At 70.3% G+C, this 26951-nt stretch carries 22 protein-coding genes; 10 read left to right on the plus strand and 12 right to left on the minus strand.

The window, feature by feature from the left end; all coding sequences use genetic code 11:
- Positions 1 to 70: 70 nt before the first annotated feature.
- Positions 71 to 1492, minus strand: coding sequence for an amidase (locus AB0B72_RS16235; RefSeq protein ID WP_367739553.1), 1422 nt, complete (start codon positions 1490 to 1492; stop codon positions 71 to 73).
- A gap of 195 nt (positions 1493 to 1687) precedes the next feature.
- Here AB0B72_RS16235 and AB0B72_RS16240 point away from each other — a divergent pair, with 195 nt between their 5' ends.
- The 3 genes from AB0B72_RS16240 (at position 1688) to AB0B72_RS16250 (ending at position 4961) form a co-directional block, all read left to right on the plus strand.
- Positions 1688 to 2464, plus strand: coding sequence for a nuclease-related domain-containing protein (locus AB0B72_RS16240; RefSeq protein WP_367739554.1), 777 nt, complete (start codon positions 1688 to 1690; stop codon positions 2462 to 2464).
- Positions 2465 to 2539: 75 nt separating this feature from the next.
- Complete coding sequence (gene ilvD / locus AB0B72_RS16245) at positions 2540 to 4378, plus strand: dihydroxy-acid dehydratase (protein ID WP_367739555.1); 1839 nt, start codon at positions 2540 to 2542, stop codon at positions 4376 to 4378.
- Between the two features lie 88 nt (positions 4379 to 4466).
- On the plus strand, positions 4467 to 4961 hold the full coding sequence (locus tag AB0B72_RS16250) for a helix-turn-helix transcriptional regulator (RefSeq protein WP_367739556.1): 495 nt from the start codon (positions 4467 to 4469) through the stop codon (positions 4959 to 4961).
- An 87-nt stretch (positions 4962 to 5048) separates the two neighbouring features.
- Here the strand turns inward: AB0B72_RS16250 and AB0B72_RS16255 are convergent, their stop codons facing one another.
- Entirely contained in the window at positions 5049 to 5831 is a 783-nt protein-coding gene (locus AB0B72_RS16255; protein ID WP_367739557.1) for a helix-turn-helix transcriptional regulator, read from the minus strand.
- 252 nt (positions 5832 to 6083) lie between these two features.
- On the opposite strand from AB0B72_RS16255, the gene AB0B72_RS16260 reads away from it, so the two are divergent.
- A complete protein-coding gene (locus AB0B72_RS16260; protein ID WP_367739558.1) occupies positions 6084 to 6794 on the plus strand; it encodes an alpha/beta fold hydrolase in 711 nt (236 codons plus the stop codon).
- A 414-nt stretch (positions 6795 to 7208) separates the two neighbouring features.
- Complete coding sequence (locus AB0B72_RS16265) at positions 7209 to 8906, plus strand: hypothetical protein (RefSeq protein ID WP_367739559.1); 1698 nt, start codon at positions 7209 to 7211, stop codon at positions 8904 to 8906.
- Between the two features lie 10 nt (positions 8907 to 8916).
- Here AB0B72_RS16265 and AB0B72_RS16270 read toward each other — a convergent pair whose 3' ends face one another.
- The 3 genes from AB0B72_RS16270 to AB0B72_RS16280 form a co-directional block, all read right to left on the minus strand.
- Complete coding sequence (locus AB0B72_RS16270) at positions 8917 to 9132, minus strand: zinc ribbon domain-containing protein (RefSeq protein WP_367739560.1); 216 nt, start codon at positions 9130 to 9132, stop codon at positions 8917 to 8919.
- A gap of 252 nt (positions 9133 to 9384) precedes the next feature.
- Entirely contained in the window at positions 9385 to 10200 is an 816-nt protein-coding gene (locus AB0B72_RS16275) for a GNAT family N-acetyltransferase (RefSeq protein WP_367739561.1), read from the minus strand.
- An 11-nt stretch (positions 10201 to 10211) separates the two neighbouring features.
- A complete protein-coding gene (locus tag AB0B72_RS16280) occupies positions 10212 to 10721 on the minus strand; it encodes an HNH endonuclease (protein WP_367739563.1) in 510 nt (169 codons plus the stop codon).
- A gap of 299 nt (positions 10722 to 11020) precedes the next feature.
- Here AB0B72_RS16280 and AB0B72_RS16285 point away from each other — a divergent pair, with 299 nt between their 5' ends.
- Positions 11021 to 13087: a prolyl oligopeptidase family protein gene (locus tag AB0B72_RS16285; RefSeq protein ID WP_367739564.1), complete on the plus strand. Its 2067-nt coding sequence runs from the start codon at positions 11021 to 11023 to the stop codon at positions 13085 to 13087.
- 66 nt (positions 13088 to 13153) lie between these two features.
- Here AB0B72_RS16285 and purU read toward each other — a convergent pair whose 3' ends face one another.
- From purU to AB0B72_RS16305, 4 genes are all read right to left on the minus strand, one after another.
- Positions 13154 to 14002, minus strand: coding sequence for a formyltetrahydrofolate deformylase (purU, locus tag AB0B72_RS16290; RefSeq protein ID WP_367739565.1), 849 nt, complete (start codon positions 14000 to 14002; stop codon positions 13154 to 13156).
- Positions 14003 to 14056: 54 nt separating this feature from the next.
- Positions 14057 to 16045: a tetratricopeptide repeat protein gene (locus AB0B72_RS16295; protein ID WP_367739566.1), complete on the minus strand. Its 1989-nt coding sequence runs from the start codon at positions 16043 to 16045 to the stop codon at positions 14057 to 14059.
- Between the two features lie 167 nt (positions 16046 to 16212).
- Positions 16213 to 16776 carry a GNAT family N-acetyltransferase gene (locus tag AB0B72_RS16300; RefSeq protein ID WP_367739567.1) on the minus strand — a complete coding sequence of 188 codons (564 nt, stop codon included), beginning with the start codon at positions 16774 to 16776 and terminating at the stop codon, positions 16213 to 16215.
- A 42-nt stretch (positions 16777 to 16818) separates the two neighbouring features.
- The gene (locus tag AB0B72_RS16305) at positions 16819 to 18405 is read right to left on the minus strand and encodes an XRE family transcriptional regulator (protein ID WP_367739568.1); all 1587 of its coding nucleotides are present in this window, start codon (positions 18403 to 18405) and stop codon (positions 16819 to 16821) included.
- A 343-nt stretch (positions 18406 to 18748) separates the two neighbouring features.
- Between AB0B72_RS16305 and AB0B72_RS16310 the strand changes: the two genes are divergently transcribed.
- From AB0B72_RS16310 to AB0B72_RS16325, 4 genes are all read left to right on the plus strand, one after another.
- Positions 18749 to 19009 carry a hypothetical protein gene (locus AB0B72_RS16310; protein ID WP_367739569.1) on the plus strand — a complete coding sequence of 87 codons (261 nt, stop codon included), beginning with the start codon at positions 18749 to 18751 and terminating at the stop codon, positions 19007 to 19009.
- Between the two features lie 542 nt (positions 19010 to 19551).
- Positions 19552 to 20556, plus strand: a complete 1005-nt coding sequence (locus AB0B72_RS16315) for a mechanosensitive ion channel family protein (RefSeq protein ID WP_367739570.1) — start codon at positions 19552 to 19554, stop codon at positions 20554 to 20556.
- 34 nt (positions 20557 to 20590) lie between these two features.
- Positions 20591 to 20974: a globin gene (locus AB0B72_RS16320; protein WP_367739571.1), complete on the plus strand. Its 384-nt coding sequence runs from the start codon at positions 20591 to 20593 to the stop codon at positions 20972 to 20974.
- A 30-nt stretch (positions 20975 to 21004) separates the two neighbouring features.
- Entirely contained in the window at positions 21005 to 22555 is a 1551-nt protein-coding gene (locus AB0B72_RS16325) for an alpha-amylase family glycosyl hydrolase (RefSeq protein WP_367739572.1), read from the plus strand.
- A 54-nt stretch (positions 22556 to 22609) separates the two neighbouring features.
- Here the strand turns inward: AB0B72_RS16325 and ettA are convergent, their stop codons facing one another.
- From ettA to AB0B72_RS16340, 3 genes are all read right to left on the minus strand, one after another.
- Entirely contained in the window at positions 22610 to 24271 is a 1662-nt protein-coding gene (gene ettA, locus AB0B72_RS16330) for an energy-dependent translational throttle protein EttA (protein WP_367739573.1), read from the minus strand.
- A 10-nt stretch (positions 24272 to 24281) separates the two neighbouring features.
- On the minus strand, positions 24282 to 25583 hold the full coding sequence (locus AB0B72_RS16335) for a GGDEF domain-containing protein (protein WP_367739575.1): 1302 nt from the start codon (positions 25581 to 25583) through the stop codon (positions 24282 to 24284).
- Positions 25584 to 26100: 517 nt separating this feature from the next.
- Complete coding sequence (locus AB0B72_RS16340; RefSeq protein WP_367739576.1) at positions 26101 to 26868, minus strand: single-stranded DNA-binding protein; 768 nt, start codon at positions 26866 to 26868, stop codon at positions 26101 to 26103.
- Between the last annotated feature and the right edge of the window lie 83 nt (positions 26869 to 26951).

The raw sequence follows: 26951 nt of genomic DNA on the forward strand, positions 1-26951 counted from the left end.
CTCACGGTGAAACCGCTGGAAGGCCAGTTGCGAGCATCACATCACGGCGCACCGACAATTCCCGGGGCCGTCACCAGACCGGCGGCCTGCGGTCGCCCCAGAAACCGCCGACGGAAGCCTCCACCTGCGCCGACAGCGAGATGAGCGTGCCCTCGTCGGCGAACCGGCCCGCCAGCATGACACCGATGGGCAGACCGTCCGGCGTCCAGTAGAGCGGAAGGTTCACCGCCGGCTGGCCGCTCACGTTGTATATCGCGGCGAAGGGTGCGAACCGCTTCATCCGCTCGAACGTCTCCTCCGGCGAGTCGACGTCCTCGAACCAGCCCACCGGCACGGGCGGCTGGGTGACAGTCGGCGTGAGCACCGCGTCGTACTCGTCGGTCACGAGCAGCGCGAAACGGGTGGCGAGTTGCAGTGCCGCCTGCGCCTGCAGGAAGTCGGGCGCCGGGGTGGCGAAGCCGCGCTCGCGCAGCCACGCCGTGAGCGGGCGCAGCTTCGGCTCCATCTCCTGCGCCACCGGATGCATACAGGCGAAGCTGAACCACAGCTTCACGAACTCGGGCACCATGTCCTCCCCGAACGGCGCCGCGATCTCCACGACGTCGTGGCCCAGCGACTCCAGCACCGCCGACGCGCTCTCGTAGGCGGCCAGCACGTCCGGATGCACTTCGGCTTCCGGCACGGCGGGAGTGGCGTAGCGGGCGATCCTCAACCGGCCCGGGTCCCTGCCCGCGTACACCGAGAACGACCCGAGAGCCGGCGGCGGTGCGTAGTACAGGTCGCCGGGGTTGTTGTGCGCCATCACGTCCAGCAGGGCCGCCGCGTCGGCGACGGTGCGGGTGAGAGGGCCGTTCGTGGACAGCCCGGCGAGGTCGGGGATGATCGGCGCGGACGAGATCCGGCCCCGCGTCGGCTTGATGCCGTACAGGCCGCACACGGACGCGGGGATGCGGATCGACCCGGCGCCGTCGCTGCCCTGAGCGGCGGGTGCGAGACCGGCGGCCACCGCCGCCGCGGCTCCCCCGCTCGACCCGCCCGCCGAGCGTGACGTGTCCCAGGGTGTGCGCGTCGGCGGGCCGACGAACGTCTCCGTGTAGCACGGCAGGCCGAACTCGGGCGTGCTCGTCTTGCCCAGCATGATCGTGCCGGCGTCCCTCAGCCGCTCCACCACGCTGTCGTCCACCGGCGCCACGAAGCCCTCGTACGTCGCGGAGCCGAAGTGGATCGGCACGTCCTTGACGAGGTTGAGGTCCTTGATGGGGATGGGGACGCCCAGCAGCGGCGGCAGCTCCTCGCCGGAGGCGACCCGCTCCTCCTGCCGCCTGGCCTGCTCAAGAGCGCGCCCGGCGGTGACGGTCACGAATGCGCCGAGATCACGGTCGAGCCGCTCGATGCGCTCCAGATAGTGCTCGGTGATCTCGACCGGGGAGAGTTCACCCGACCGGACGGCCTGTGCCTGCTCAAGAGCAGTAAGATCATGAATGTGCGCCACGTTACCGAACGGTAGGCGTCCGCCGCGCAGATATCTAGAGAGGATACCCACAACCCGCGACAGCGAATCGGCAGAAGCAGGCCACAAAAGTATGAACCATCCAACACTAGGCAAGCCGCTGACGGCTCAACTACCGTGAGTGATGTGGATACCGGTCTAGCGCCAGAAGACGGTCACGATACGTCACCTATCTGGGTGAGTGACCACACCTCGGAGCACGCCGAGCGTCCGTCGACGCCGGCCGAGGCCCCCGCGTCTACGTACGCGCCCGTTGAGCGCGCCTCCGTACGGAGCCTGGTGCGGGATCCGCGCTACCGTCCCCTCCGCCGTCGCGTGCTCGTCGCGCTGGTGGCCGGGGTGGTGGTCGGCGTCCTGCTGGGCGGCTGGCGGATCGGGCTGACGGCCGCCGTCCTCGCGTTCATCGGGGACGCCGTCCACCAGGCGAGGACGGTGTCGTCGATTCCCGCGTGGCGCCGCGCCTCCGCCGCCGAGCGGCGCACCGAGGCCCAGCTCAAGAAGCTGGAGCGCAGCGGCTACAAGACGCTGCACGCCCGGGCCATCCCCGGCAGCGAGGCCCAGATCGACCACCTCGTGGTCGGTCCCACCGGCGTGTACGCGGTGGACTCGGAGAAGTGGGACAAACGGCTCCCGGTGCGCGTCCAGTCGCACCGCAAGCTGTTCCACGGGCCGTTCAACCGCAAGCCCCGGCTCGACGAGGCGCGGTGGGAGGCGGCGCAGGCCAGCGACCGTATCAGCAAGGCCCTCGGCCGCGAGATCACGGTCGTCCCCTCCCTTGCGATCTACGGCCCCGCGATCCCCTGGCGCATCCTCAACATCCGCGACGTCGACGTCTTCTCGGGCGGCCTGGTCCGCAAGTGGATCGTCAAGCGGGAGCGGTCGCTCACGACGGCGGAGATCGAGTCGATCTACCGCGCCGCGGAGCGGGTCCTGCCGGCGCGATATCCCGAGTAGTGGACACCCGGTCTCGGCAGCCGGGCAACGGTCGTACCATTTGAGGACTCGTAGTCTTCGGATGGGAGCATGCCCATGCCCGCGCTCAGGTCCCGTACGGTCACACACGGCAGGAACATGGCCGGTGCCCGGGCTCTGCTCCGGGCGACAGGCGTAGCCGGTGGCGACTTCGGCAAACCGATCGTCGCCGTGGCCAACAGCTTCACCCAGTTCGTCCCCGGCCACGTGCACCTGCGCGAGGTCGCCGAGGTGGTGGCCGGAGCGGTCCGCGAGGCGGGGGCCATCCCGCGCGAGTTCAACACGATCGCGGTCGACGACGGCATCGCGATGGGCCACGGCGGCATGCTCTACTCGCTGCCGTCCCGCGAGCTCATCGCCGACGCGGTCGAGTACATGGTCAACGCCCACTGCGCCGACGCGCTGATCTGCGTGTCCAACTGCGACAAGATCACACCGGGCATGCTGCTGGCGGCCTTCCGCCTGAACATCCCCACGGTCTTCGTCTCCGGCGGCCCGATGGAGGCCGGCAAGATCCCGGGCAAGAAGCTCGACCTGATCGACCCGATGATCGCCTCCGCGGACGACAGCGTGTCCGACGCCGAGCTGCTGGAGATGGAGGAGAACGCCTGCCCGACCTGCGGCTCGTGCAGCGGCATGTTCACCGCCAACTCCATGAACTGCCTCACCGAGGCGATCGGGCTGGCACTTCCCGGGAACGGCACCATCCTCGCGACCCACAAGGCGCGCAAGACGCTGTTCGAGAACGCCGGTCGCGCGGTCGTCGACATCACCCGGCGCTACTACGAGCAGGATGACGAGTCGGTCCTGCCGAGGAACATCGCCACCCACGACGCGTTCGAGAACGCGATGGCCCTCGACGTCGCCATGGGCGGCTCGACCAACACGATCCTCCACCTGCTCGCCGCCGCCCGTGAGGCGGGCGTCGACTTCGGGCTCAAGGAGATCAACGAGGTCTCGCTGCGGGTGCCCTGCCTGTGCAAGGTCGCCCCCGCCACCGCGAAGTACCACGTCGAGGACGTGCACCGGGCCGGCGGCATCCCCGGCATCCTCGGCGAGCTCGACCGGGCCGGGCTGATCCACCGCGACACCCACACCGTCAACGGCGTCACGCTGGGCGAGACCATCTCCGCGTGGGACCCCCAGTCCCCCGGCGTCACCGACGAGGCGGTCGAGCTGTGGCACGCCGCCCCCGGCAACGTCCGGACGGTCAAGGCGTACTCGCAGGACGCGCGCTGGGACACGCTCGACCTCGACAGGTCGGAGGGCTGCATCCGCGACGCCGAGCACGCCTACACCCGTGACGGCGGCCTCGCCGTGCTCTACGGCAACATCTCCAGGGACGGGGCGGTCGTGAAGACGGCCGGGGTCGACGAGTCGATCTGGCGCTTCTCCGGGCCCGCGGTCGTGTTCGAGTCGCAGGAGGACGCGGTCGACGGCATCCTGGCCGGCAAGGTCAAGGCCGGCGACGTGGTGGTCATCCGCTACGAGGGCCCCAAGGGCGGCCCCGGCATGCAGGAGATGCTCTACCCGACGAGCTTCCTCAAGGGCAAGGGCCTCGGCAAGGTGTGCGCGCTGGTCACCGACGGGCGGTTCTCGGGCGGCACGTCCGGCCTGTCCATCGGCCACGCGTCGCCGGAGGCCGCCGAAGGCGGCGACATCGCGCTGGTCGAGGACGGCGACCTCGTCGAGATCGACATCCCCGGCCGCTCCATGGAACTGCGGGTGCCCGAGGAGGTGCTGACCGCGCGCCGCGAGAAGCTGCTCGCCGAGCTCGGCGGCTACCGCCCGCGTAACCGGCAGCGGCCGGTGTCGGCCGCGCTGCAGGCCTACGCCGCCCTGACGACCTCCGCGTCCACGGGTGCCTCCCGGGACCTGTCCCAGCTCTCCCGTTAGGAAGCTCTGTCCATTCGGACAGCCCTCTCGGACCGTTTTTCCGAGAGGGCGTTCGGAAAATGTCAGTGGTCGTCGTTATCGTCAAGGTATGGCCAACGTCACACGCCACGCCTTGACAGCCGAAGAACTCGCCGCCCTCGCCCTGTCACTCGCCCATCTGGGTGCGGGCCCGCAGTCCGTCACCGCCCGTCGCGGACTGCGTCACGCCTTCGCCCACCTCGACCTCGACGACGAGGTCATCGCCACGACTCTGACCACCCTGACCACCCCGCTCCCGACCGACGTCGCCCGGCGAGCCCGGGTGGTCGCGGGTGCGATCACCGCCCGCCTGGTGGTCCGGATCCAGTACCACGACGCCGGGGGCCGGCTGTCGGTCCGCGACGTCGAGCCGGTGACCTGCCTGGTCCACGGCGAGTACTGGTACCTGGTGGGCTGGTGCCGGATGCGCCGGTCCATCAGGGCGTTCCGCTTCGACCGCATCCTCGCCGTCGAGCCGACCGACCTCCCGGCCCGGGCTCATCTCCCCTCCCGCTACCTCCCCTTCCAGCGCCGCGTGACAGCCCAGCGCCGCCCGGCGGCCTGACCCGTCCCCCCTGCGCCGTCCGGCGGCCTGGCCCGTCCCCCCTGCGTCGTCCGGCGGCCTGGCCCGTCCCGCCTGCGCCCGTCCGGTCTACCCCGTCGGGTCTGACCCGTCCGGCTCGAGCCGCCCGCCTCCCGGGCGGCTCGGGTCCAGACGTTGAGATGCGCGTGCGGTGGACCGGCGACCGGTTCGGTAGCGGCCCGGGGTCGTTCCGATGATCTCGGTGAACGCTGCGATGAAGCCGCTGGGGTTGGCCCATCCGCAGGCGTAGGCGGTTTGGGTGGTGTCGTGGCCGTCGGCGAGGAGCACGAGCGCGTGGTAGACGCGTAGCTGCGTGCGCCATTCGTAGAAGGTCATGCCGAGTTCGTCGCGGAACAGTCGGCTGAGGGTGCGGGTGCTGGCTCCGATCGCCTTCCCGAGCTCGGCCAGCGTGGAGTTGTCCGCCGGCTTCTCGTACAGCATCCGGGCGATGGCCTGCAGCCGGTCGTCCCGCGGCTCCGGCAGGTGCAGTGGCTGTTCGTGTGCTTCGCGTAGTTCCTCGACGAGGACTCGATGGAGGCGGGAGCGCGCGGACCGGCTGTATTCGGGCGCGGCGGCGTCGCGGTCGCGGGGTCCGGTCAGGGCGAGCAGGACTTCGCGGGCGAGGCCGGAGGCCAGGAACACGGCGGGATGGCCGGGGAGGAGCCGGGCGAGGGATGGCGCGAGGAAGACGATCCGCATATCGGTGTCGCCGTGGGCACGGTGGTAGTGCGTGAATCCGGCGGGGGTCCAGGCGACCCGGTTGGCGGGAACGATCGACGTGCCGCTCTCGGTGTGAACCGCCAGGACGCCGCCGGCCGCGTACACCAGGTGTCCCCGTGCGTGCGACTGCACCGCGCTTGTCCCACCGGATGGCCACAGGTGGCGCCCGGCGGACGGCCATATATGTGACGTCACACCGGTGATCGGGCCAGGTTGGCGGCGAACAGGCATCAGTTGGCATCCTATCGGTAGCCCGCCACACCCTGATCTGGCGAGACTTCCTTCATGCGAAGTGGTCGTCCGTCGCGCACAGCGCCCGGACGCACCACATGTCATCAGCGCGGCGCGCCTCGATGCCGCGGCTTGAGAGAGAAGGAGAGACGCATGACGACGTTCGTCCTTGTGCCCGGCGCCTGGAAGGGCTCCTGGTCGTTCGAGGCGGTGGTTCCGCTGCTGGAGCGTGCCGGTCACACCGTTCACGCCCTGACCCTGACCGGTCTGCGGCCAGACGACGACAACGCGACGGTCGCGACCGCCAACCTCGACACGCACGCCGACGACGTGTTGCGGCACCTCGATCGCAATCGCATCACCGACGCGACGCTGGTCGGCCACAGCTACGCCGGGATGGTGATCGCCGCCGCCGCCGACCGCGCTGACGGCCGGATCTCACGACTGGTGCATCTCGACGCCTACGCACCGCGCGACGGCGAGTCGTGCTGGTCGTCGACGAACGACCACTTCCGTGGAGTGTTCGCCGCCGGCGCCGCGGCCACCGGCTACGCCGTCCGGCCGCCCGACGGCGGCGATCCCCGCCGCCGCCCCCACCCCCTGGCCTCGTTCCTGCAGACGATCCGGCTCACCGGCGCGCTCGCCCAGGTCCCCCGCCGGGAGTTCGTCTACTGCTCGGGATGGGAAGACCGGACGCCGTTCGCCGAGCTCCGCGCCCGGCTCCACGCCGACCCCGAGTGGCAGGTCCACGACCTCCCCACCGGGCACGACGCGATGCACGAGGCCCCGGAAGCGGTCGCCGCGCTCCTGCTCGGCGACCGCGTCGCGGACGCGTCGGCGCACAGACGGCCGGCCTTCCGTTGAGGGCCGCACAGGCTCTCGACGTCAGCTGCCCTGCCGCGCGATCCACGGCCCTCGCGTGGCGGCCCGGCCGCTCGAAGGGCTGAGATCACCCCGCGGGTGGGCTGTGGCCGGTTGAGTGCACCCGGCCGGTCAGCGCCACCCGCCAGGTGAGCCGTCAGATCCACGAATGCCAGGCGATCTGGAGAACGGCCCAGAGCGCCGTCTTCACGAATTCCAGGACGATACGGATACGCCAGTACAGCTTGGCATGGCTCTCGTTCATCGGAGTCTCCTCGGTCTCGGATGCGTGCGAATCCAGAAGACCCAAGGGAGGCGATGTCCAGTAGATGGGTGAACAATCCGGGACAGCGACCGCCGTTCTCGTACACTCTCGTGACATGTCTGGACGAAACTGGACGGCCAGAGGTCGCATCCATGGAGGCTGACGATTTCGACTTGGCCTCCGTCACGACACGGGAGGAGCTGATTCTTCTCCTGCGCCGTCTGCACGTCCTCAGCGGGAAGCCGTCCATGCGGGAGATGGCCAGGCGGATCAACGAGGAGTATTCCGCCTCCTCGCTGAACGACTACATCATCAATCGCCGCTACCCACCTCGTAAGGGGCTCTATTACTTCGTGATCGCCTGCGGAGAGTCGGAAGCCGTCGCGGAGCAGTGGGGGGCGGCCTGGGGCCGGGTGGAGGCCCGGAGCCTGCAGCCGACCGCGACCGCAGGCGACGAGCCCGACTTCAGCATCCGTCTGACGAACCTGCTGGCCCGCTACGACGTGAAGTTTCATTCCGCGCCCGCCGACATCCTCCGCGGAGACCGCAAGCCGCTGGAGGCCACCAAGGATGATGCGCTGGCGAAACTGCTCACGTTCCTGGAGACCGTCCTGGCCAAGGGCTGGGTCGTGGAGGCGGTGACCCGTTTTCACGGCTTTCGCGTGCGTGTCACCTCGGTGGCGGAGTTCTTGGCCGTGCTCGCCGCGGACATGGTCCTGCACCCGGACAAGCAGGATCCAGGTTCGCGGTTGTGGCTCATCGAGCAGAGTCAGAAGATCCTCAAAGCCAAGGATCAGGCTCGGGAGACACAGCTGCGCATGGCCTGGGTGGCTCTGCTCGATCTCCTGCAGCGGGCCGCTTCAGGAACGCGCACGGCGTGGCCGATCTCACGGATGGTCGCAGACATAACGAAGAAAGCCGACAATTCGGCCAGTCGCTTCTCCTCGGTCATGGGATTGCTCTTCGAGATCGTGCGCGACGATCCAGCCCTGCGTAAAGAGCTCCATCTGGCCCTCGGTTCCGAGGAACGCAAGCTGACCGAGGATGCCACGCCCCAGATGCGACACCATTTCGGCAGACTCCGCAGTCTCACCCGGACATACCGTCAATCCACCGGATACGACTTCGCCGGCAAACTGAAACCCGTCCCGGCCGGTGCCCTGTGCGACTATCGCTTCGCGGCCACAGCGCATCCCCTGACCATGGGCGATGTCGTTCGCCTGCTGGACGATCTGGAACCGGCGGCGGGCCGGGCCAGTTATCCCTACGTCATCGAACTGGAGCGACCCGCGCCAGAAGAGGCGTTGGCCGAACACCTGACGCGACTGCTCGTCCAGTGCAACAAGAGGGCCTACCGATCGGGGAAGATGTGGGCTGTACCGACCGCCGCCGAATGGATCACGCTGGCGGGATGTGAAGACTGCCTCTTCCCCTGGGGCTCCGAGCCGGCGGATCCGCTCAGGGCGAATCTCACGTACTCCTGGGAAGAAGAGGGGCGCCTTCAACCGGTGGGGACCCTCCCCGGGGGACGCTCGCGGCATGGCGTCGACGACTGCTGCGGCAACGTTCACGAGATCGTCGAGTGGTGCAGGGAACCGAGCAGGCGTGCGCACTACCGTCTGGCGGGAGAGAGCTTCAGGTCACTGGCGAGCCACGCGTCGTGCCTCCGCCTACGACATCTCACCCAGAGCCCGACGAGCAGGGGCAACGTGGGTGTGCGGCTCGTTCAGATCGACATCGAGGATGCCGAGAAACGCTGGGTCGCGCAGGATGCCTTTCGCGACATCAGCGAAGGACGACTGTCCGGGATCGACGGCGACGACCCCGCCGCGACGGGTACCAGTGCCTGAGGGCGGCCGGTCAGCCGCAGCAGCCGCCCCCGCAGCACCCGCCGCCCGAGGAGGCGGAGGGCGCCGGCCCGCCGGAGGCCTTACCGGTGACCGCGACGGTGGACAGCAGCTTCACCGTGTCGTCGTGCCCGGAGGGGCAGGCCGCCGGGGCGCTCGCCTCGGCCATGGGCCGGTTGAGCTCGAAGGTCGATCCGCACGCGCGGCAGCGGTAGTCGTAACGAGGCATGCCCCTAGCGTAAGGCCCGGCCACCGCCCGGCGCGCGGCCGGATTCCCGCGACCTGACCCGCCAGGAGAGCACCCCGGACTTTCGTGCAGGACGGGACGTGCGACGAGGGAGATTCACGCGGGCGATCTCGACGATCCGCTCCAGCGCCGCCGCGTGCTGCCGGGACGCCTGCCGTCCTTGCGGCGTGAGGGGCGCGCAGCCGAGCGTGGCAACGGGGCCGGCCGCGAGCGCGCCGGAGGGGCGGCCACGACTCACTGGAAATGGATGGTGGCGTAGTCGTCGACCGGCCGGTAGCCGAGCTTCCAGTAGATCGAGTTGGACGTCGGGTTGGCGAGGTCGGTGAACAGGAGCACCTCCCCTGCCCCCTCGGCCAGCGCCTTACGGCTGGCCGCGTGGGTGACGGCCGCGCCGTACCCCTTGCGGCGCAGGCCGGGCGGCGTGTAGACGGGGCCGATCCGCGACATGCCGGCGATCGGCGCGGAGACCCCGGCGATCGACACGGGAGAGCCGCCGTCCTCCCAGAAGACCAGCTCCTCACGGTTGATCCGTACGGAGACGGCAGGGGTGGGATCGGCCGCCCGGTCGACGTGCGCCTCCTCCTGGAAGCCCCGGAACCATCCGACCGCCAGCGGCAGATCGGCGAGGGTCGCCGTACGAGCCTTCCCGGACGCCTGCGCCGGCTCCAGCGTGCCGAGCCGGAAGAGGCGCTCCGACCGGCGTCCGGTCTCGGGTCGCCACCAGGAACCGGCGAAGGCCTCCACGACCGGCATCGGGCCGGCGACCCCGGGGATGACGTGATCGATCTCGATGAGGTCGCCGGCGAGCGGAGGCAGGGCGGCGAGCGGGACCTCGCCCAGCAGGAGGGGGTAGGGCGGCGTGTGGCTGACCGCGCCCACCACCTCCCCGGCGTCGACGGCCCACCCCATCAGGGCGGTCTCCGCGAACTGGCCGCCGCGTATCCCGCGCAGCACGGTCAGCGGGACCGTGTTCCGCACCGGGTCACGCAGCAGCCAGGGCTCGGCGACGGAGGCGTACTCCTCCACATCCGTGGTGTACGTCCAGTTCATGTGGGTCTTCTTCAGGCCGCCGACTCGGCCAGATAGGGCGCCCACAGGGGATCACCGTCGAGTTGCGCGCCGATGAGCCGCCAGTGGGCGCCGTGTGGCACCACCGGGGCGACGCCGAGCGTCCACCCCAGCTCCTCCAGCAGGCGGTCGGCCTTGCGGTGGTTGCACGGCATGCAGGAGGCCACGCAGTTCTCCCAGGTGTGGGGGCCTCCCCGCGACCGTGGGATCACGTGGTCGATGGTCTCGGCCCGCTGGCCGCAGTAGGCGCAGCGGAAGTTGTCACGGCGCATCAGCGCCGCCCGCGTGAGCGGGATACGGCTTCTGAAGGGGATGCGGACATATCGGCGCAGCCGGATCACCGACGGAACGTCGAGCGTCCGGGTGGCGGAGCGCAGCACCGCGCCCCGGCCGTCCCGGTGGACGATGTCCGCCTTCTCCCTCAGAACCAGGATGACGGCCCGGTGCATGGAGAGAGTGGTGAGCGGTTCATAGGTGGCGTTGAGCAGAAGGACTTGGCGCATCAGCCGGCCTCCACAGCAGTCTCGGCTGTGCGCCTGGGTTGTGGCCCCGCTGGTTGGGACCCGGGTGCTTCCGTCACAGGGACCTCCGCCGGACGGCCCAGCGGATAGTCACCACGGCACCGCCCTCTCACCAAAGTGTGGCCTGTTCGGCGGCCACTTCGCCACCCCATAAGCGGGTACGGAGCCGGCGACCGGGACGCCTGCTGCTCTTATGCCCCACGCATCGTCCCTTTATTCCCGTCTTGGCCGGGTGTGGACGATGTACCGACTCACCCGCCCGCCTGCTTTAAAGTGCCAGCATGACGCGACCGCCGTACCCGCCCGCCCGCCGTGACGCCATCGTCGACGCGCTCCACGGAACTCCCGTCCCCGACCCGTACCGCTGGCTGGAGGACCCGGACGACCCGGCGACCAAGGAGTGGCTCGACGCGCAGGAGACGCTGTTCCGCGACGCCGAGCTGGAGGGGCGGGACCACTTCCGGCGGCGCGTCGCCGAGTTGCTGCGGTCGGGATCGATCGGCACGCCGTCCTGGCGGGGCGAGCGCCGGTTCTTCACCCGCCGCACCCCCGACCAGGAGCACCCGGTGCTGTACGTCGCCGACGCCGGCGGCGAGCGTGCGCTGCTCGATCCGACGGCCCTCGACCCTTCGGGGCTGACCACGCTCGACTCCTACCAGCCCGACAAGGAGGGGGCCCGGCTCGCGTACCAGATCTCCGTGGGCGGCGACGAGGAGTCACGGCTCTACGTGATCGACGTCGCGACCGGCGAGATCGTCGAGGGACCGATCGACCGGTGCCGGTACTCCCCCGTCGCCTGGCTGCCCGGTGGCGAGGCGTACTACTACGTCCGCAGGCTCGCCCCCTCCGAGGTGCCCGACGGCGAGGAGCAGTTCCACCGGAGGGTCTACCTGCACCGCGTCGGCTCCTCCCCCGACGACGACGTGATGATCTTCGGCGAGGGCCTGGAGAAGACCAACTACTACGGCGTCTCGGTCTCCCGGGACGGCCGCTGGCTGTCGATCTCCGCCTCGCGCGGCACGGCGCCGCGCAACGACCTGTGGATCGCCGACCTGTCCGCGTCACCCGCGCAGGCGCCGGAGCTGATCACCGTCCAGCAGGACGTCGACGCCCAGACCGGGCTCCACTTCGGCAGGGACGGCAGGCTGTACGTCTTCACCGACCTCGACGCCCCGCGCGGCCGCATCTGCGTCACCACACCCGGCGCGCCCGAGCCGCGGAGCTGGCGCGACCTGGTCCCCGAGGACCCGGAGGCGGTTCTGTCGGACTTCGCGATCCTCGACGACCTGCCCGCGCCGGTCATGCTCGCAGGCTGGACGCGGCACGCGATCTCCGAGATCACGATCCACGCGCTGGAGGACGGCGCGCGGGTCGGCGAGGTCCCCGCGCCCGGGCTCGGCTCGATCGGCGGCATCTCCGAGCGTCCCGAGGGCGGCCACGAGGCGTGGTTCAGCTACACCGACAACATCACGCCGACCGCGGTCTACCGGTTCGACGCGCTGACCGGTGAGACGACGCTGTGGGAGGCCCCTCCCGGCGCGGTCCAGGTGCCCGAGGCGACCACCGAGCAGGTCGTCTACCGCTCGGCGGACGGCACCGAGGTCCACATGCTGGTGACCTCACGGGAGGGCGCGGGCCCACGGCCCACCATCCTGTACGGGTACGGCGGCTTCGGCATCTCGCTGAACCCCGGCTTCTCGGCGACCACGCTCGCCTGGGTGGAGGCGGGCGGCGTCTACGCCGTCGCCCAGCTCAGAGGTGGCGGGGAGCAGGGCGAGCAGTGGCACCGGGCCGGCATGCTGGGCAGCAAGCAGAACGTCTTCGACGACCTGCACGCCGCCGCCGAGCACCTGATCGCCGGCGGTGTCACGAACCCGGACATGCTCGCGATCTCCGGCGGCTCCAACGGCGGCCTCCTCGTGGGCGCGGCGCTCACCCAGCGGCCCGACCTGTACGCCGCCGTCGTGTGCGCGGCGCCGCTGCTCGACATGATCAGGTACGAGAAGTTCGGGCTCGGCGCCACGTGGAACGTCGAGTACGGCTCCGCCGACGTCCCCGAGGAATTCGCCTGGCTGTGGGGCTACTCGCCGTATCACCATGTTCGTGAGGGCGTCTCCTACCCGGCCACGCTGTTCGCCGTGTTCGCCTCCGACACACGCGTGCACCCGCTGCACGCGTGGAAGATGGCCGCGGCCCTGCAGCACGCCCAGGCGGGCGACCGCCCCATCCTGCTGCGCAACGAGACCGAGGTGGGCCACGGCGCCCGCGCCGTGAGCAAGTCTGTCGAGCTGGCCGCCGACCAGCTCGCGTTCCTGGCCCGGCACACGGGCCTGCGGGTCGCGGACTGACTCCCCGTGGGCCCGCTCACTGCGGGCGGGCCCACGGCGGGATTCACACCGCGGCCCTCGCGGGGCTCACCGGGGGAAGATGACGGTCTTGTGCCCGTCGAGCAGCACGCGGTGCTCGGCGTGCCACCGGACCGCCCTGGCCAGCGCCTGGCATTCCAGGTCGCGGCCGATCGCGGTCAGGTCGTCCGGCGAGTGGGTGTGGTTCACCCGGGCGACCTCCTGCTCGATGATCGGGCCCTCGTCCAGGTCGCCCGTCACGTAGTGCGCCGTGGCGCCGATGAGCTTCACCCCGCGCGAATGCGCCTGGTGGTACGGCTTGGCTCCCTTGAACGACGGCAGGAACGAGTGGTGGATGTTGATCACTCGGCCGGCGAGCTTGGCGCACAGGTCCTCCGACAGCACCTGCATGTAGCGCGCGAGCACCACGAGGTCGGCCTGGTAGTGGTCGACCAGGGTGAGGATGTCCGCCTCCTGCCGCGGCCTGGTCTCCGGGGTCACCGGCAGATGGTGGTAGTCGACGCCGTTCGACTGGGTGAGCGGCCGCAGGTCCGGGTGGTTGGAGGCCACCCCGACGATGTCGATCGGCAGCAGCCCCGAGCGGACCCGGTACAGCAGGTCGTTGAGGCAGTGGTCGAACTTGCTGACCAGCACCAGCGCCCGCGTCCGCACCGCGCGGTCGAAGAGCTGGAAGTCCATGCCGAACTCCGGCGCCAGCGCCGCGAAGGCCGTGCGCAGCGCGTCCAGGGTGGGCTCGCCGGAGAACTGGACCCGCATGAAGAACCGCCGCTCGACCGGGTCGCCGAACTGCTGGCTCTCGATGATGTTGCAGCCTTCCCTGGCCAGCAGCCCGGAGACGGCGGCGACCACTCCGGGACGGTCCGGGCAGGACAGGGTCAGCACGTATTCAGCGCTCATGGCTTCGATCCTCGGCGGGGAGTGACTGCTTCGGTCCTAGGGTAGGGCCACCGCTCACCGGGCCTCCTCATGGCGCTTCAACGCCAGCAGGACGTCCGGATCGTCGGGGGCGAGGGCGTGCGCCCTCGCGAGGTCCCGCCGCGCCTCCGCGGTGCGGCCGAGGGCGGCCAGGGCCGTCGCCCGGTTGAAGTAGAGCGCCGCGTCCTCGCCCAGCTCGATGGCCCTCGTCAGGTCGTCGACGGCGCCCGGGCAGTCACCGGTCTCGTAGCGCAGGATCGCCCGGTTGGCCCAGGCCGAGGCGAGCCCGGGGCCGGCCGCCAGCGCCGTGTCGAAGGCCAGCCTCGCCTCGTCGTGGCGGCCGGCCGCGGTCTCCAGCTGCCCGAGCACGCCGTGCAGGTGGGCGTTGCCGGGGTCGAGGGCCAGGCCCGCCTCCACGTCCCGGCGCGCGGCGTCGTGCTCGCCGAGCATCTCCAGGAGACCCGCGCGGTTGACGTACGCGTTCAGATACTCGGGATCGAGCTCCAGCACATGATCGAGGTCGGCCCTGGCCCGCTCCAGGTTTCCCGCGGCGAGGTGGAGCTCGGCCCGGTTGTAGTACGCCTCCGGCAGGGGCGGGCTGACGCGCATCGCGGTCTCGTAGTCGGCCAGCGCGTCGTCCGGCCGGCCCAGCTCCACCAGCAGATTCCCCCGTTCGAGATAGTGGTCGGGGAAGACCGGGTCGATGGCGATCGCCCGGTCGAGATCACGCAGGGCCTCACCGCCCCGCCCCGCGCGGGCCAGGAGCTGGGCCCGGTTGGCGAGCAGCACCATCCGGTGCACCGGATGGGCCTGCGGAGGCAGATCACGCTCGGCGAGGTCGATCGCCGACTCCACGAGGTCCAGAGCCGCGGCCAGCCTGCCCTCCCGCATCTCGATCAGCGCCCGCCCGTTCTGGTCGAAGCCGAGCTTGAACGCCCGCTCACGCCGGTCGGGCAGCAGCGTCGAGATGGCGATGGCCTCGTTGATCCACTCCGTGGCCCGCGGCAGGTCGCGCTGCCGCGGGTCGGGGTGGCGGGCGTCCAGCATCGCGGTGCCGTACGCCGAGGCGGCGTGGACGGCCGGATCGACGCTCACCCGCCGCGCGCGGTCGTAGAGGTCCAGTGCCTCCTCCCGCCGGCCGAGCCCCGCGAGGGCTGTGGCCGTGCGATGGGTGAACCTCCACCACAGGTCCGAGCCGGGCTCGGCGAACCGCAGCCCACGCCGGCCCAGCTCGGCGACGGCGTGCAGGTAGCCCTCGGTGACGCACCGGTCGACGGCGGTCCACAGCGCCCTGGCCGCCGCGTCCCGATCGCCCGCGTGCTCCAGGTGGTACGGCACGGCGCCGAGGGCGAACTCCTCCCCTAGCTCGGCGGCGCGCCTCTCGTGCCGTCGTGCCCGCTCCCCGGGCGGCAGCGCGAGGTAGGCCTGGTATGCCCGGGGATCGTCGCAGGTGCCGTCGGACGCGACGTAGTCGTCCGGAGGGCCGTCCGCGGCGGCCGCCTCGATCGGCACCGCGGCGACGGAGGGCGGCTCCGGCGAACCAACGGCCACCGTGAGCCCGGGCACCCGGCGCGCGAGGACGCGCAGCAGCTCCCAGTCGGTCGGATCGGCCTCGTGGACGTTGTCCACCCGCAGGGCCGACGGCCCGGGAAGGCAGTCGCGGACGAACTCGGCGACGCCGTTGGCGATCCGCAGCGTCCGCCGAGGCGCGGGGACGAGGATCCGCTCGTCCTCGGGCAGGTGCGCCTCGATGGTCTCCCGGCGAGCCGGAACCAGCGACCCCAGGTCGGGCGCCACGGACCGGATCTCGATGTCGTGCTCGGAGAGCAGGCCGGGGGAACGCTCCAACGCCGCGGGAACGAGGGCGCGAAGGATCGCACCACCCACGGTGTAAGGACCGCGCAGCCGGCGATGCCCGTTCAGCACGGGCGTCAGGGGGAAGGGCAGCTCCAGGGAGCGGAGCGCCGCCACACGGTCGCGGGAAAGGTCTCCCCGGACCCAGACGAGGCGAAGGTGGTCCTTCACCCCTTGTGGATGACGCTCGCGCTGCCTGTGAGCTTCATCGTCCCCGGCTTGCGAATGATGATCTTCTTCACTTGTGCCTCATTCCCCACAGGTACTGCGGTGAGATGTACGGACAAGGCACAAGTATTGAGTTGAATCCACTATCCGCCAAGGCCCGGAAGCATTATCTATCGGGAGAAAAGCCGAGAAACTACCGCGTCTAGCTGTTTCTCGATGTAAATCACCACTGTGTCCCCGCGTGCCTCGCGGCGCACCTCCTGCCAGCCGGATTTGCGGTAAAGCTCCAGGGCCGCCGTCTGCCGCACCGTGGTGTCCCCGCGGAGGACCGAATAGCCGAGCCGGCGGGCCCGGCTCTCCAGTTCCCGCGTGATCCGCGTCCCGTAGCCCTGGCGCTGGTGGTCCGGGTGGACGCGCAGGCGGCACATGTCGGCGACGTCGTCGTCGATGCGGCGCAGGCCACCCATGGCGACGATGCCCGCGCCCCGCACCTCCCCGACAAGGAACTCCCCCCGATCGGCGAGATAGATCTCGGTGATGCGGGGGAAGTCGTCGTCGTAGTAGACGCCGTCGCCCGGGGCCAGCCCGACCTGAGCCAGGCCGAGCTGGTGCAGGGACCACACCGCGTCGAGGTCGGACCACCGGTACCGGCGAACCCTGAGCCGCGCCGTCATGCGTTGGCCGCTGCCCTCAGAACCAGCAGGAACACCCGTGGTCTCGACTTCTTCGCGCATGTACTTCTCCCGCACCGGGTCACCCGTTCCCCTCGCCGGCGGTCACGCGATGTCCTTGCCGAGATCGGGATCCGGTGGAGCGACCGCGCCCGGCACGAGCGACTCACGGAACTGCTTGAGCGCCGGCACGTCGCCGTACTTGGCCTGGACGGCCTTCATCAGATCGTAGGCGGGGCGCATCATGAGGTCGGTGCGATATCCCTCGTCCACCATCTCGATGGCCGCCTGCCCCATCTTGAGCGCCGCCTCGACGTCGCCCTCGATCAGCCGGCACAGCGCCCGGTCGAACCGGATCAGCGTCTGGTCGAGCAGATCCTCCCCCGAGTACTTCCCGAGGGCCTGTTCGAGGATCACGTCGGCCTCCAGCGTCTGGCCCAGCTTGACCAGGACATCGCCCTGGTAGAAGTAGAGCTGCCGCTCGGTGTAGCCGAAGGCCGCGTCCTCCTGCTCGTTGACGCTCATCTGCTCGAAGGCGGCCCTGGCCCGGTGCAGCGCCCGTTTCGCCTGCTCCACGACCTCGTGCCTGGGGCCGTTGGCACCGGTCAGCATCGCGAGCGCCCTGGCCTCGACCACCGGTGCCATCGTGCGCGCCGCGCAGGGGGTGTGGCCGGCGAGGTCGCGGCTCTTCTTGGCGAGCGTGAGCGCCTCACGCGGATCGCCGTAGTAGAGCGGGACCAGCGCTTCGCGCGCGGTCACCCAGGCGCGCAGCGCACGATCGCCGGTCTCGTCGGCCGCGGTGCGGCCGGTGCGGAAGAACGAACGGGCCATGCGGTGGTCCCCGAGATCAATCATGATCATGCCGGACAGGCCGGCGAGCTGGGCGGCCATCCGGCACAGCCGTTCCTGGACGTCGACGGGCTGGCGGCGTTCCAGGGCCTTCCGTACGGCCGAGAACTCCAGCATCACATCGCAGAGCAGCCGCAGCGGGGGGGTGTTCATGTATTGCCGGCCGAAGCCGGTGGTGGACTGCTCCCACTGGTCGAGCATCGCCGGGGACACGGTGGCCGACACCATGGTGTCGTCCATCCGCCGCCGAAGGTTCTCCACCGCGCCGTGCACCTGGCTGTCAAGCGCAGACGCCCCCGCGGTGCCGGCGAGGAGCTGCAACAGCGTCCTCCGTAGCACGTTCTCGTCCTCCTCACCCCCGTCCGGCGAGGGGTAGCCGCGGTCCACGAGGACCGGCGCTTCGCGCGGAACAGGGGAAGTATCAGATAAGTCAACTTGCGAGACCCCGCCACCCGGGGCTCCGCAGACCACGTGGGCGTGGCCACAGATGCACGGGCCCTCGAAGCCGAGGGCCAGCGGTTCAACCCGGTAGACCGAACACAGGTAGTGAAGATATTCCGGACCCGGACGCTTCATCCCCGACTCGTACGCGGACAGTAGCGTCTCACCGATGCCGGGGACGGGTTTTCCGTCTCTTTCGAAGAGTGCCCGCACCTGCTCGGTGACATCGGCGAGCGCGATGCCGTTCGACAGGCGGTGAGCCTTGATCTTCGTCGTGCCGAACTGCGGCCCGCAGACCTCGTGGATCTCCTCGGCGATCTGTGCCAGGCCACGCCCGGCGGCCAGGCCACGCGCCCGCACCTGGCGCGCGATCTCCGTCTCCCTGTGCTGCCTGCCGGACATTCCGGCCCCTCTCTCGTGGCCGGCCGCGTCCACAGCCCACATGTTCCCGGCCGGTCCCATTCACTGGGTGGCGGAGAGTGACACGGTCGTCGCACTCCGCCCACACAATAATGATGGACCAACCACGCCGCGGCCAAGACCCATGTCTGAACGCGCTGAATAAGGATCGTCTCCCGGTTAGGAGGTTCTTTCAACCAACTTGGGTTTTCCTCCACCACGCCCTCACTACTCGACGTTGACCCAATGAGTTCGGTGAGTCATCTTTGGCGCACCAGGCCGAACGTGCCGGGGGACGAGAAGCACACATATCGACCCCTAAGCACCAAATGAAGGAGGACTCACGGTGGGGGAGGACGATTTCCGGCTATTGGAGCGTCTGGTGACGGAGCTCGACGCCCGAGGGTTGATCGCACGTGTCGTGCGAACCCCGTCAGGCCGCCCGTACGCACGGGTGATCAATCCTCACGCGACCAGCCTCACCGAGAACGTGGTCTGCCAGGCGGCGGACTACTGGTGGTCGTGGGGTGAGCGGATGCACCGTGCGGACGACCCCGCGGGCGCGGCCACCAAGGTCGCGCGCGTGCTCGCCGCGGTGAGCGAGTAGGGGAAGGCGGCGGCCCGGGTGAAGCGCAGTCACCACAGGGACGCCGCACCCACCGCGGCCCCCGGGGCCGGCGGGATGCCGGGTGCGGAGTGTCGCGGAGCCGTGCGCGCACGGCTCTGCGGCGCTGCGGCCTCCCGCCGGCCCTGCGTCACCCCCGCCGCCCGTCCGCCCGGCGGGGGCACCCCGCCGGGGCAGGCGGACGAAGGCCCGCGTGCGGCATGCCGTACGCGGGGGATGAGACCGCGCGCGGTGCGCCGCGCGCCACCGAACGTCGTCCGGACCGGCCCGCGAGGCGGGACCGGACGGCCACCGGGGGGATCCCCCTCAAGGAGAACGGCGTCGGACACGCTTCCGGGTGCGTGCCCGCGTCCTGCCTTCCGTCACTGGAGACTGTCCGGCCCGCCCTCCGCGGCCCCGGGCGGGACAGGCTCCCGTCTTCCCCGGCGATGTGACGCGAGGCCGGTTCAGTCGGCAGTATGGGCTAGGTTTCACGACCTGCCCGCATCTGCCGACCGAACCGCTCCAAGAGGGGGATCCACCTCGTGTTGCCGCTGACGCCCGCGACACCCGACCCAACGCCGTCCGTGGATCCCAGCCGGGTCATCCAGGGGGTGATGTCGGACTGCCAGAAGAACGAGGGCTTCATCTGCACGCTGATCAACAGCTCATTCCCGGGCAGGGCGCTACCGCCATGGGTGCCACTGGTCGCGGGGGTGGTGGACGTCCTGCTGGTGCTGGTGCTGATCCTGGCCGGCGCGCTCATCGTCCGTAACGTGATCCACCGGCTGATCACCGGGCTCACCCTCCGCGCGAGCGAGGGCGTGCTGCCGGAGCGGCTGCGCAACCGGGCGCTCCTGTCCGGCAACGCGACGACCGCGATCCTCACCGAGCGCCGCCGGCAGCGAGCCGAGACCATGGGCTCGGTCCTGCGGAGCCTCGCCTCCGTGCTCGTACTGGGCACGGCCGCGCTCATGATGCTGCAGCGGCTAGGGCTTCCTCTGGCTCCTTTGCTGACCAGCGTCGGGATCATCGGCGTGGCCGTCGGATTCGGCGCCCAGGAGCTCGTCAAGGACTTCATCGCCGGGATGTTCATGCTGCTGGAGGACCAGTACGGCGTGGGCGACGTGATCGACACGGGAGTGGCCACCGGCACGGTCGAAGCCGTCACCTTGCGCATCACCCGCCTCCGCGACGCCGACGGCAAGGTCTGGTACGTGCGCAACGGCACGATCACCCGGGTCGGCAACGAGTCACAGGGCTGGTCGCGAGCCCTGGTCGACGTGCCCGTGCCGTACGAGGCGGACGTGGCGGCCGTCCGCGACCTGCTGAAGGACATCGCCGTGGACCTGTGGGAGGACCCGGACTTCCGCGACACCCTGATCGTGGAGGAGCCGCAGGTCTACGGGCTTGAGCAGGTCTCCGGCACCTCCATCATCTTCCGCGTCACCGTGAAGACCGCGCCGGCGAGGCAACTCGAGGTCGCCAGGGAGCTGCGGCTCCGGGTGAAGCGGGCCTTCGACGAGAAGAGCATCACGTTCGCGGCCTGACCGCATCATCCGGTTCTTGACCTAGGCTTAAACCGTGACGAGCGAGCAGACACAGTCCTTCTACGAGACGGTCGGGGGCGAGGACGCCTTCCACAAACTCGTCCACCGCTTCTACGAAGGCGTCGCCGAGGACCCGCTGCTGCGCCCCCTCTACCCCGAGGACGACATGGCGGGCGCCGAGGAGCGGCTGAGGATGTTCCTGATCCAGTACTGGGGCGGGCCCAACACCTACAGCCAGGAGCGGGGCCACCCCAGGCTTCGCATGCGGCACGCGCCGTTCGTCATCGGAGAGGCCGAGCGGGACGCCTGGCTGCGCCACATGGGCGACGCCGTACGCTCACTGGAGCTGCCGCCCGACCGGGAGCGGCAGCTGTGGGACTACATGGTGTACGCCGCCCACAGCATGGTCAACGCATAAGTCGGGGAAACATCGGGCAGCGACTGAATCATGCGAACAACCCCCTGGTGGCGCGACGCCGTCGTCTACGAGATCTATGTCCGCAGCTTCGCCGACGCCTCGGGTGACGGGATCGGCGACCTCGCAGGAGTGCGTGACCGCCTGCCGTACCTGGCGGAGCTCGGTGTCGACGCGATCTGGCTGACCCCCTTCTACCCCTCCCCCATGGCCGACGGCGGCTACGACGTGGCCGACTACCGCGACGTGGACCCGCTCTTCGGCTCGCTCGACGACTTCGACGCGCTCGTCGAGGAGGCGCACGCCCACGGGCTGCGGCTGATCGTGGACATCGTGCCCAACCACAGCTCCTCGGCCCACCCCTGGTTCCAGAAGGCCCTGGCGTCCACCAGGGGCTCCGAGGAACGCGAGCGGTACATGTTCCGCGACGCCCCCGCCCCCGCGGCCGACGGCGGGCGGCGGGAGCCGAACAACTGGATGTCCACCTTCGGCGGGCCTGCCTGGACGCAGGTGGCCGACGGGCAGTGGTACCTCCACCTGTTCGCCCCCCAGCAGCCCGACTTCAACTGGCGCAACCCCGAGGTGCGCGAGGAGTTCCTCGACATCCTGCGGTTCTGGCTCGCGCGCGGCGTGGACGGCTTCCGCATCGACGTGGCCATGGGGCTCATCAAGGACGCCGCGCTGCCCGACACCGAGCCCGGGTTCACCTCCCGGTCGCCGATCTGGAGCCAGCCGGAGGTGCACGACATCTACCGCGAGTGGCGCAGGGTGCTCGACTCCTTCCCGGGGACGCGTGTCGCGATCGGCGAGGTCTGGACCGACTCCGCCGAGGACCTCGCCCTCTACGTGCGCCCCGACGAGCTGCACCAGAGCTTCAACTTCGCCTGGCTGGAGGCGCCGTGGTCGGCCACGGCGTTCCGCAAGGTGATCGACGACACGCTGCGCTCCATGACCTCGCCGACCTGGGTGCTGTCCAACCACGACGTCGTACGGCATCCCACCCGCTATGGGGAGGGGGCGTCCGATCCGTCGATGGGCCTGGCCAGGGCGCGTGCGGCGCTGCTGGCCATGCTCGCCCTTCCCGGGTCCGCGTACCTCTACCAGGGCGAGGAGCTGGGGCTGCCCGAGGTGCGAGACCTGCCGCCGGAATCGCGCCAGGACCCCATCTTCTTCCGCTCGAACGGCGAGCTCCTGGGCCGCGACGGGTGCCGGGTGCCCCTGCCGTGGTCGGGAACGGCCCCGCCGTACGGCTTCGGGCCGGGGGGTTCGTGGCTGCCGCAGCCCGCCGACTGGGCCGGCCTCACCGCCGAGCGTCAGGCGGCCGACCCCATCTCGACGCTGTCGTTCTACCGCCGCGCGCTCGCGACCCGCCGGGAGGTCGTCGGCACCCTGCCGGGTGGGATCACCTGGGTGGAGGCGCCGGGTGACGCGCTGTCCTTCCGCCGGGGCCCGCTGACCTGCGTGATCAACTGCGGCGTGGAAGCGGTGGCGTTGCCGCCCCACGATCGGGTGCTGATCGCCAGCGGCCCGGTCGACGGGACGGATCTGCCGCCCGACACCGCCGTCTGGCTCCTCACCGACTGATGGGACGCCGAGTCCCCGCCGTCCTGATCGGGCGGCGGGGACGGGCGGCAGTTGCTAGCGGGTCAGCTTGCGGTAGGTGACGCGGTGCGGGCGGGCGGCGTCCGCGCCGAGCCGCTCGACCTTGTTCTTCTCGTAGTCGGCGAAGTTGCCCTCGAACCAGAACCAGTTCGAGCCCTCTTCCCACGCGAGGATGTGGGTGGCGATGCGGTCGAGGAACCACCGGTCGTGCGAGGTGATCACGGCGCAACCGGGGAAGTCGAGCAGCGCGTTCTCCAGGCTGGACAGCGTCTCGGTGTCGAGGTCGTTGGTGGGCTCGTCGAGCAGCAGGACGTTGCCGCCCTGCTTGAGCGTCAGCGCCAGGTTGAGCCGGTTGCGCTCGCCGCCGGACAGGACACCCGCCGGCTTCTGCTGGTCGGGTCCCTTGAAGCCGAACGCCGCGACGTACGCCCGGGACGGCATCTCGACGTGGCCGACCTTGATGTGGTCGAGCCCGTCGGAGACGACCTGCCACACGTTCTTCTTCGGATCGATGTTCCCGCGGCTCTGGTCCGCGTAGGAGATCTTGACGGTGTCGCCGACGAGGATCCCGCCTTCGTCGGGCGTCTCGTCACCCATGATCATGCGGAACAGCGTGGTCTTGCCGACGCCGTTCGGCCCGATGACGCCGACGATGCCGTTGCGGGGCAGGTCGAAGGAGACCTTGTCCATGAGCACCCGCTCGTCGAAGCCCTTGGTCAGCTTCTCGGCCCGGATGACCGTCGTGCCCAGGCGCGGGCCCGGCGGGATCTGGATCTCCTCGAAATCGAGCTTGCGGTACTTGTCCGCCTCGGCGGCCATCTCCTCGTAGCGCTGGAGCCGGGCCCGGCTCTTGGTCTGCCGCGCCCTGGCGTTGGAGCGCACCCACTGCAGCTCCTCCTCCAGGCGCTTCTTGCGCTTGATGTCCTTCTGCCCCTCGACCTTGAGGCGGGCGGCCTTGGCCTCCAGGTAGGTGGAGTAGTTGCCCTCGTAGGGGTAGCACCGGCCGCGGTCGAGCTCAAGGATCCAGCCGGCGACGTTGTCCAGGAAGTACCGGTCGTGGGTGACGGCGAGGACGGTGCCGGGATACTTCTCCAGGTGCTGCTCAAGCCACTGGACGCTCTCGGCGTCCAGGTGGTTGGTCGGCTCGTCGAGCAGCAGCAGGTCGGGCTGCTCCAGCAGCAGCTTGCACAGGGCGACGCGGCGTCGCTCTCCACCGGAGAGCTGGGTGACGTCGGCCTCCGGCGGGGGGCAGCGCAGCGCGTCCATGGCCTGCTCGAGCTGGCTCTCCAGATCCCACGCGTTGCGGTGGTCGAGGACCTCCTGCAGGCGGCCCATCTCGTCGAGCAGCTCGTCGCTGTAGTCGGTCGCCATCTGCTCGGCGATCTCGTTGAACCGGTCGAGCATCGCCTTGGTCTCGGCGACGCCCTCCTCGACGTTGCCGAGGACGGTCTTGGACTCGTTGAGCGGGGGCTCCTGCTGCAGCATCCCGACGGTGAAGCCGGGCATGAGCCGGGCGTCGCCGTTGGACGGCTGCTCCAGGCCCGCCATCATCTTCAGCAGCGTCGACTTGCCCGTGCCGTTCGGCCCCAGGACACCGATCTTCGCCCCCGGGAGGAACGACAGCGTGACGTCGTCGAGGACAACCTTGTCACCGTGCGCTTTGCGCACGCGCTGCAGCGTGTAGATGTACTCCGGCATGCCTTCAAGACTAGGGGATCGCGCCGGTTGCGCCGTCCGCTCTGCGCTGCGGAGGCGCCAGCGGAGCCGCCGGCAGGCAGATGCGGTCCCTGCCGAGCTCCTTGGCGCGGTAAAGGGCGAGGTCGGCGGCGGCGAGAAGCTCGATCAGGTCGTCGCCGTGGATGCTCATGATGGCGACTCCGGCCGAGACAGTCACCGCGACCGTCGCCTGCTCGGCGGCCACGACCATCCGGCCCACCCGGGTGCGCAGCCGCTCAGCGACCCGGCGGGCCTCGTGCACGTCGGCGCCGGGCAGCAGCACGACGAACTCCTCGCCGCCGAACCTCCCGACCACGTCGTAGTCGCGAAGCTGCCCGCGCAGGGTCGCCGCCACCTGGGCCAGGACCTGATCGCCAACCAGGTGCCCGTAGGTGTCGTTGACCCTCTTGAAGTGGTCGATGTCCACGAGGATCAGCGCGAGCGGGACGCCCGTGCGCCGCGCCCGGACGATCTCGGTGTCGGCCTCCCGCTGCCATGCGGCCGCGTTGAGCAGGCCCGTCTTCGGGTCCGTACGGGCCGCCGCCTGGAGCTGGGCGTGGAGCAGGCTCCGCTGCAGCAGCACGACCGGCGGCAGCACCAGGAGCAGCAGCGCCAAGTTGAGTCCGCAGACGACGGCCACGACCACGCCCAGGCACAGCTCCACCGCGTCGAGCAGGACGCGCTCGCGGTCCCACAGGACCTCACCCCACCGGCCCTCGGGATCCGCGGTGTGCGCGGCGACCGCGATCAGCGCCGTGTTGAGGACGGTGAAGACGACCGCGCAGGCGGCGGCGACCGCGATCGGCCTCCCGGAGCCGCCGTACAGGTCCGCCGGGTGGGGGACCCAGCGGTGGAAGACGCCGGACGCGGCGCCGGCGGCCAGCCCGATCGCCGCCGCGCTGAACACGCGCCGGTACAGGACCGTGGCGCGCACCCTGAGCTGCAGCAGGATCTGCAGCGGGATCGGCGCGAGCACGGCGTAGACCGGTGGCAGCAGGAAGGCCACCGGTAGCCACCAGGCCGACAGCAGGTCACGGGAGACGCCCGCGGGCATCCCCAGGCGGCGGGTCGCCTCGATGCAGACCGCCCCGCATCCCATGAGGGCGGCCAGCGTCGCCACGTCGGCGGCGCGGAAGGAGGTGACGCTCGCCAGAGCCGCGATCAGGACGACGTCGAGGACGATGACCGAGATCAGATAGAGGACGAGGGCACGCGGCTGCGCCAGCAAGGGCCATCGGCCCCGCGAGCAGAGGACGCTGCGCGGCCTGGCCGATGTCTCACTGCTCGCCGTCATCCCGCCCCCAATGCAGCAGAACAGCATCTCACGATGTGTAACACAATAGTTGCGGAGTGTGCGATGCGCGACGGGAACCGCTACCTTGACACATAGGTCATCTGGATCTGAGGGCCTAAGGGGGTGTCTGCGGCGATTTGGCCGCGGACTCCTCACAGTGGGGGTCCGCTCCTCGGAGCGACCCGTTGGGAAAGGAGCGGCCATGGTCCGAGGCATCATCTGGACCTGATTGTGGTGCTCTGACAGCGAAGCGGACACCGCCGTCGGCCGCTCCCCGGCTTGCTTCTGCGAACTGAGGCCGTGCACGGCCGATGCCCCTCCTCCGCGCGTGTCGTCCCTTCGCTGTCGTCTCCCCCGGCCGCTGCCCCTCCCCCCGGCCCGTGCTTCCCCACCCGCGACATCGCGGTGGCCGTGTGCAGCCCGGCTCGCGCACCCCGTCGCCGTCCTCGGCGCGTGCGTCGAGCCGGGCTGGAGGCCCGCGCGGGGATTTCGACGGTGGGGCCTTCCAACGATGTCGTCAGGCTGCCAACGCCCTCGGAAGCCAGGCGTCGGCGTCTTCGGAGCCACTCGTAGAACCGTCCGTGGAGCCGTTAGAGGCGTCGGCGTCGTCCGGACCGTCGCCGGAGCCGGCGGTGACCTCACGCGCCCGGCCGCCCGGCGCCGCGCCGTCCTTCGCCTCGTCATCCCCGCCGGGGAACTCGGAGGCGTCGCCCGGCCCTTCGCCCCCCTCCGCCAGGCCGCCCGGGCCGTCCGGGCCGTCCGGGCCGCTCAGACCACCGTCCAGGCCGCCGCCCGCCCGGCCGCCGAAGTCCGCGGAAGCTCCCTCCAGTGCCCGCGGGGCCAGGCCGCGTGTGAGCTCCCACTCCTTGGTGGCGTCTTCCATCGCCTGGCGGTCGTCGTCGGTGGGCGCGCCGCCGGAGTAGGCCCTGATCGGCTTCTCGAACGTGGCGATGCCCCACTTGAGGTCGTGGCCGACGGAGCTCGCCTCGATCTCGGCCCAGAACCGCTGCTCACCGTCGCGCTCGAACTGCTTGATCCGCAGCCTGCCGTACACGACGACGGGATGGCCCTTCCTGATCGACTGCTGCACGTTGTCGGCCAGGCCCCGCCAGCAGCGGACGGTGTAGTAGGTGGTGTCCCGGGTCTGCCATGTGTTGGTCTGCTGGTCGAGAACCCGCCTGTTGACGGCCATCCGCATCGAGGTGACGCGGGAACCATCCCTGAACTGGTACTGCCGGGGGTCGTCGGTGACGTTCCCGCTCAGCGTGACGTAGATGTCGCTCATCGAAAATGCCTCCCGGGCCCGGGCACTCGCCGGGCTCCGATGACACAGTGGCCCACGCTCCGCAGGGCCCCAGCCACAGAACG

Origin of the sequence: Microbispora sp. NPDC049125 (assembly GCF_040802045.1) — a bacterium.
Lineage (GTDB): Bacteria > Actinomycetota > Actinomycetes > Streptosporangiales > Streptosporangiaceae > Microbispora.

What these genes read in the sequence shown, in the direction of transcription:
- ilvD (WP_367739555.1), top strand. Translation starts at nt 2,540, where the DNA reads ATGCCCGCGCTCAGGTCCCGTACGGTCACACACGGCAGGAACATGGCC.
- AB0B72_RS16250 (WP_367739556.1), top strand. Translation starts at nt 4,467, where the DNA reads ATGGCCAACGTCACACGCCACGCCTTGACAGCCGAAGAACTCGCCGCC.
- AB0B72_RS16260 (WP_367739558.1), top strand. Translation starts at nt 6,084, where the DNA reads ATGACGACGTTCGTCCTTGTGCCCGGCGCCTGGAAGGGCTCCTGGTCG.
- AB0B72_RS16265 (WP_367739559.1), top strand. Translation starts at nt 7,209, where the DNA reads ATGGAGGCTGACGATTTCGACTTGGCCTCCGTCACGACACGGGAGGAG.
- AB0B72_RS16270 (WP_367739560.1), bottom strand. Translation starts at nt 9,132, where the DNA reads ATGCCTCGTTACGACTACCGCTGCCGCGCGTGCGGATCGACCTTCGAG.
- AB0B72_RS16275 (WP_367739561.1), bottom strand. Translation starts at nt 10,200, where the DNA reads ATGAACTGGACGTACACCACGGATGTGGAGGAGTACGCCTCCGTCGCC.
- AB0B72_RS16280 (WP_367739563.1), bottom strand. Translation starts at nt 10,721, where the DNA reads ATGCGCCAAGTCCTTCTGCTCAACGCCACCTATGAACCGCTCACCACT.
- AB0B72_RS16285 (WP_367739564.1), top strand. Translation starts at nt 11,021, where the DNA reads ATGACGCGACCGCCGTACCCGCCCGCCCGCCGTGACGCCATCGTCGAC.
- purU (WP_367739565.1), bottom strand. Translation starts at nt 14,002, where the DNA reads ATGAGCGCTGAATACGTGCTGACCCTGTCCTGCCCGGACCGTCCCGGA.
- AB0B72_RS16300 (WP_367739567.1), bottom strand. Translation starts at nt 16,776, where the DNA reads ATGCGCGAAGAAGTCGAGACCACGGGTGTTCCTGCTGGTTCTGAGGGC.
- AB0B72_RS16305 (WP_367739568.1), bottom strand. Translation starts at nt 18,405, where the DNA reads ATGTCCGGCAGGCAGCACAGGGAGACGGAGATCGCGCGCCAGGTGCGG.
- AB0B72_RS16325 (WP_367739572.1), top strand. Translation starts at nt 21,005, where the DNA reads ATGCGAACAACCCCCTGGTGGCGCGACGCCGTCGTCTACGAGATCTAT.
- ettA (WP_367739573.1), bottom strand. Translation starts at nt 24,271, where the DNA reads ATGCCGGAGTACATCTACACGCTGCAGCGCGTGCGCAAAGCGCACGGT.
- AB0B72_RS16335 (WP_367739575.1), bottom strand. Translation starts at nt 25,583, where the DNA reads ATGACGGCGAGCAGTGAGACATCGGCCAGGCCGCGCAGCGTCCTCTGC.
- AB0B72_RS16340 (WP_367739576.1), bottom strand. Translation starts at nt 26,868, where the DNA reads ATGAGCGACATCTACGTCACGCTGAGCGGGAACGTCACCGACGACCCC.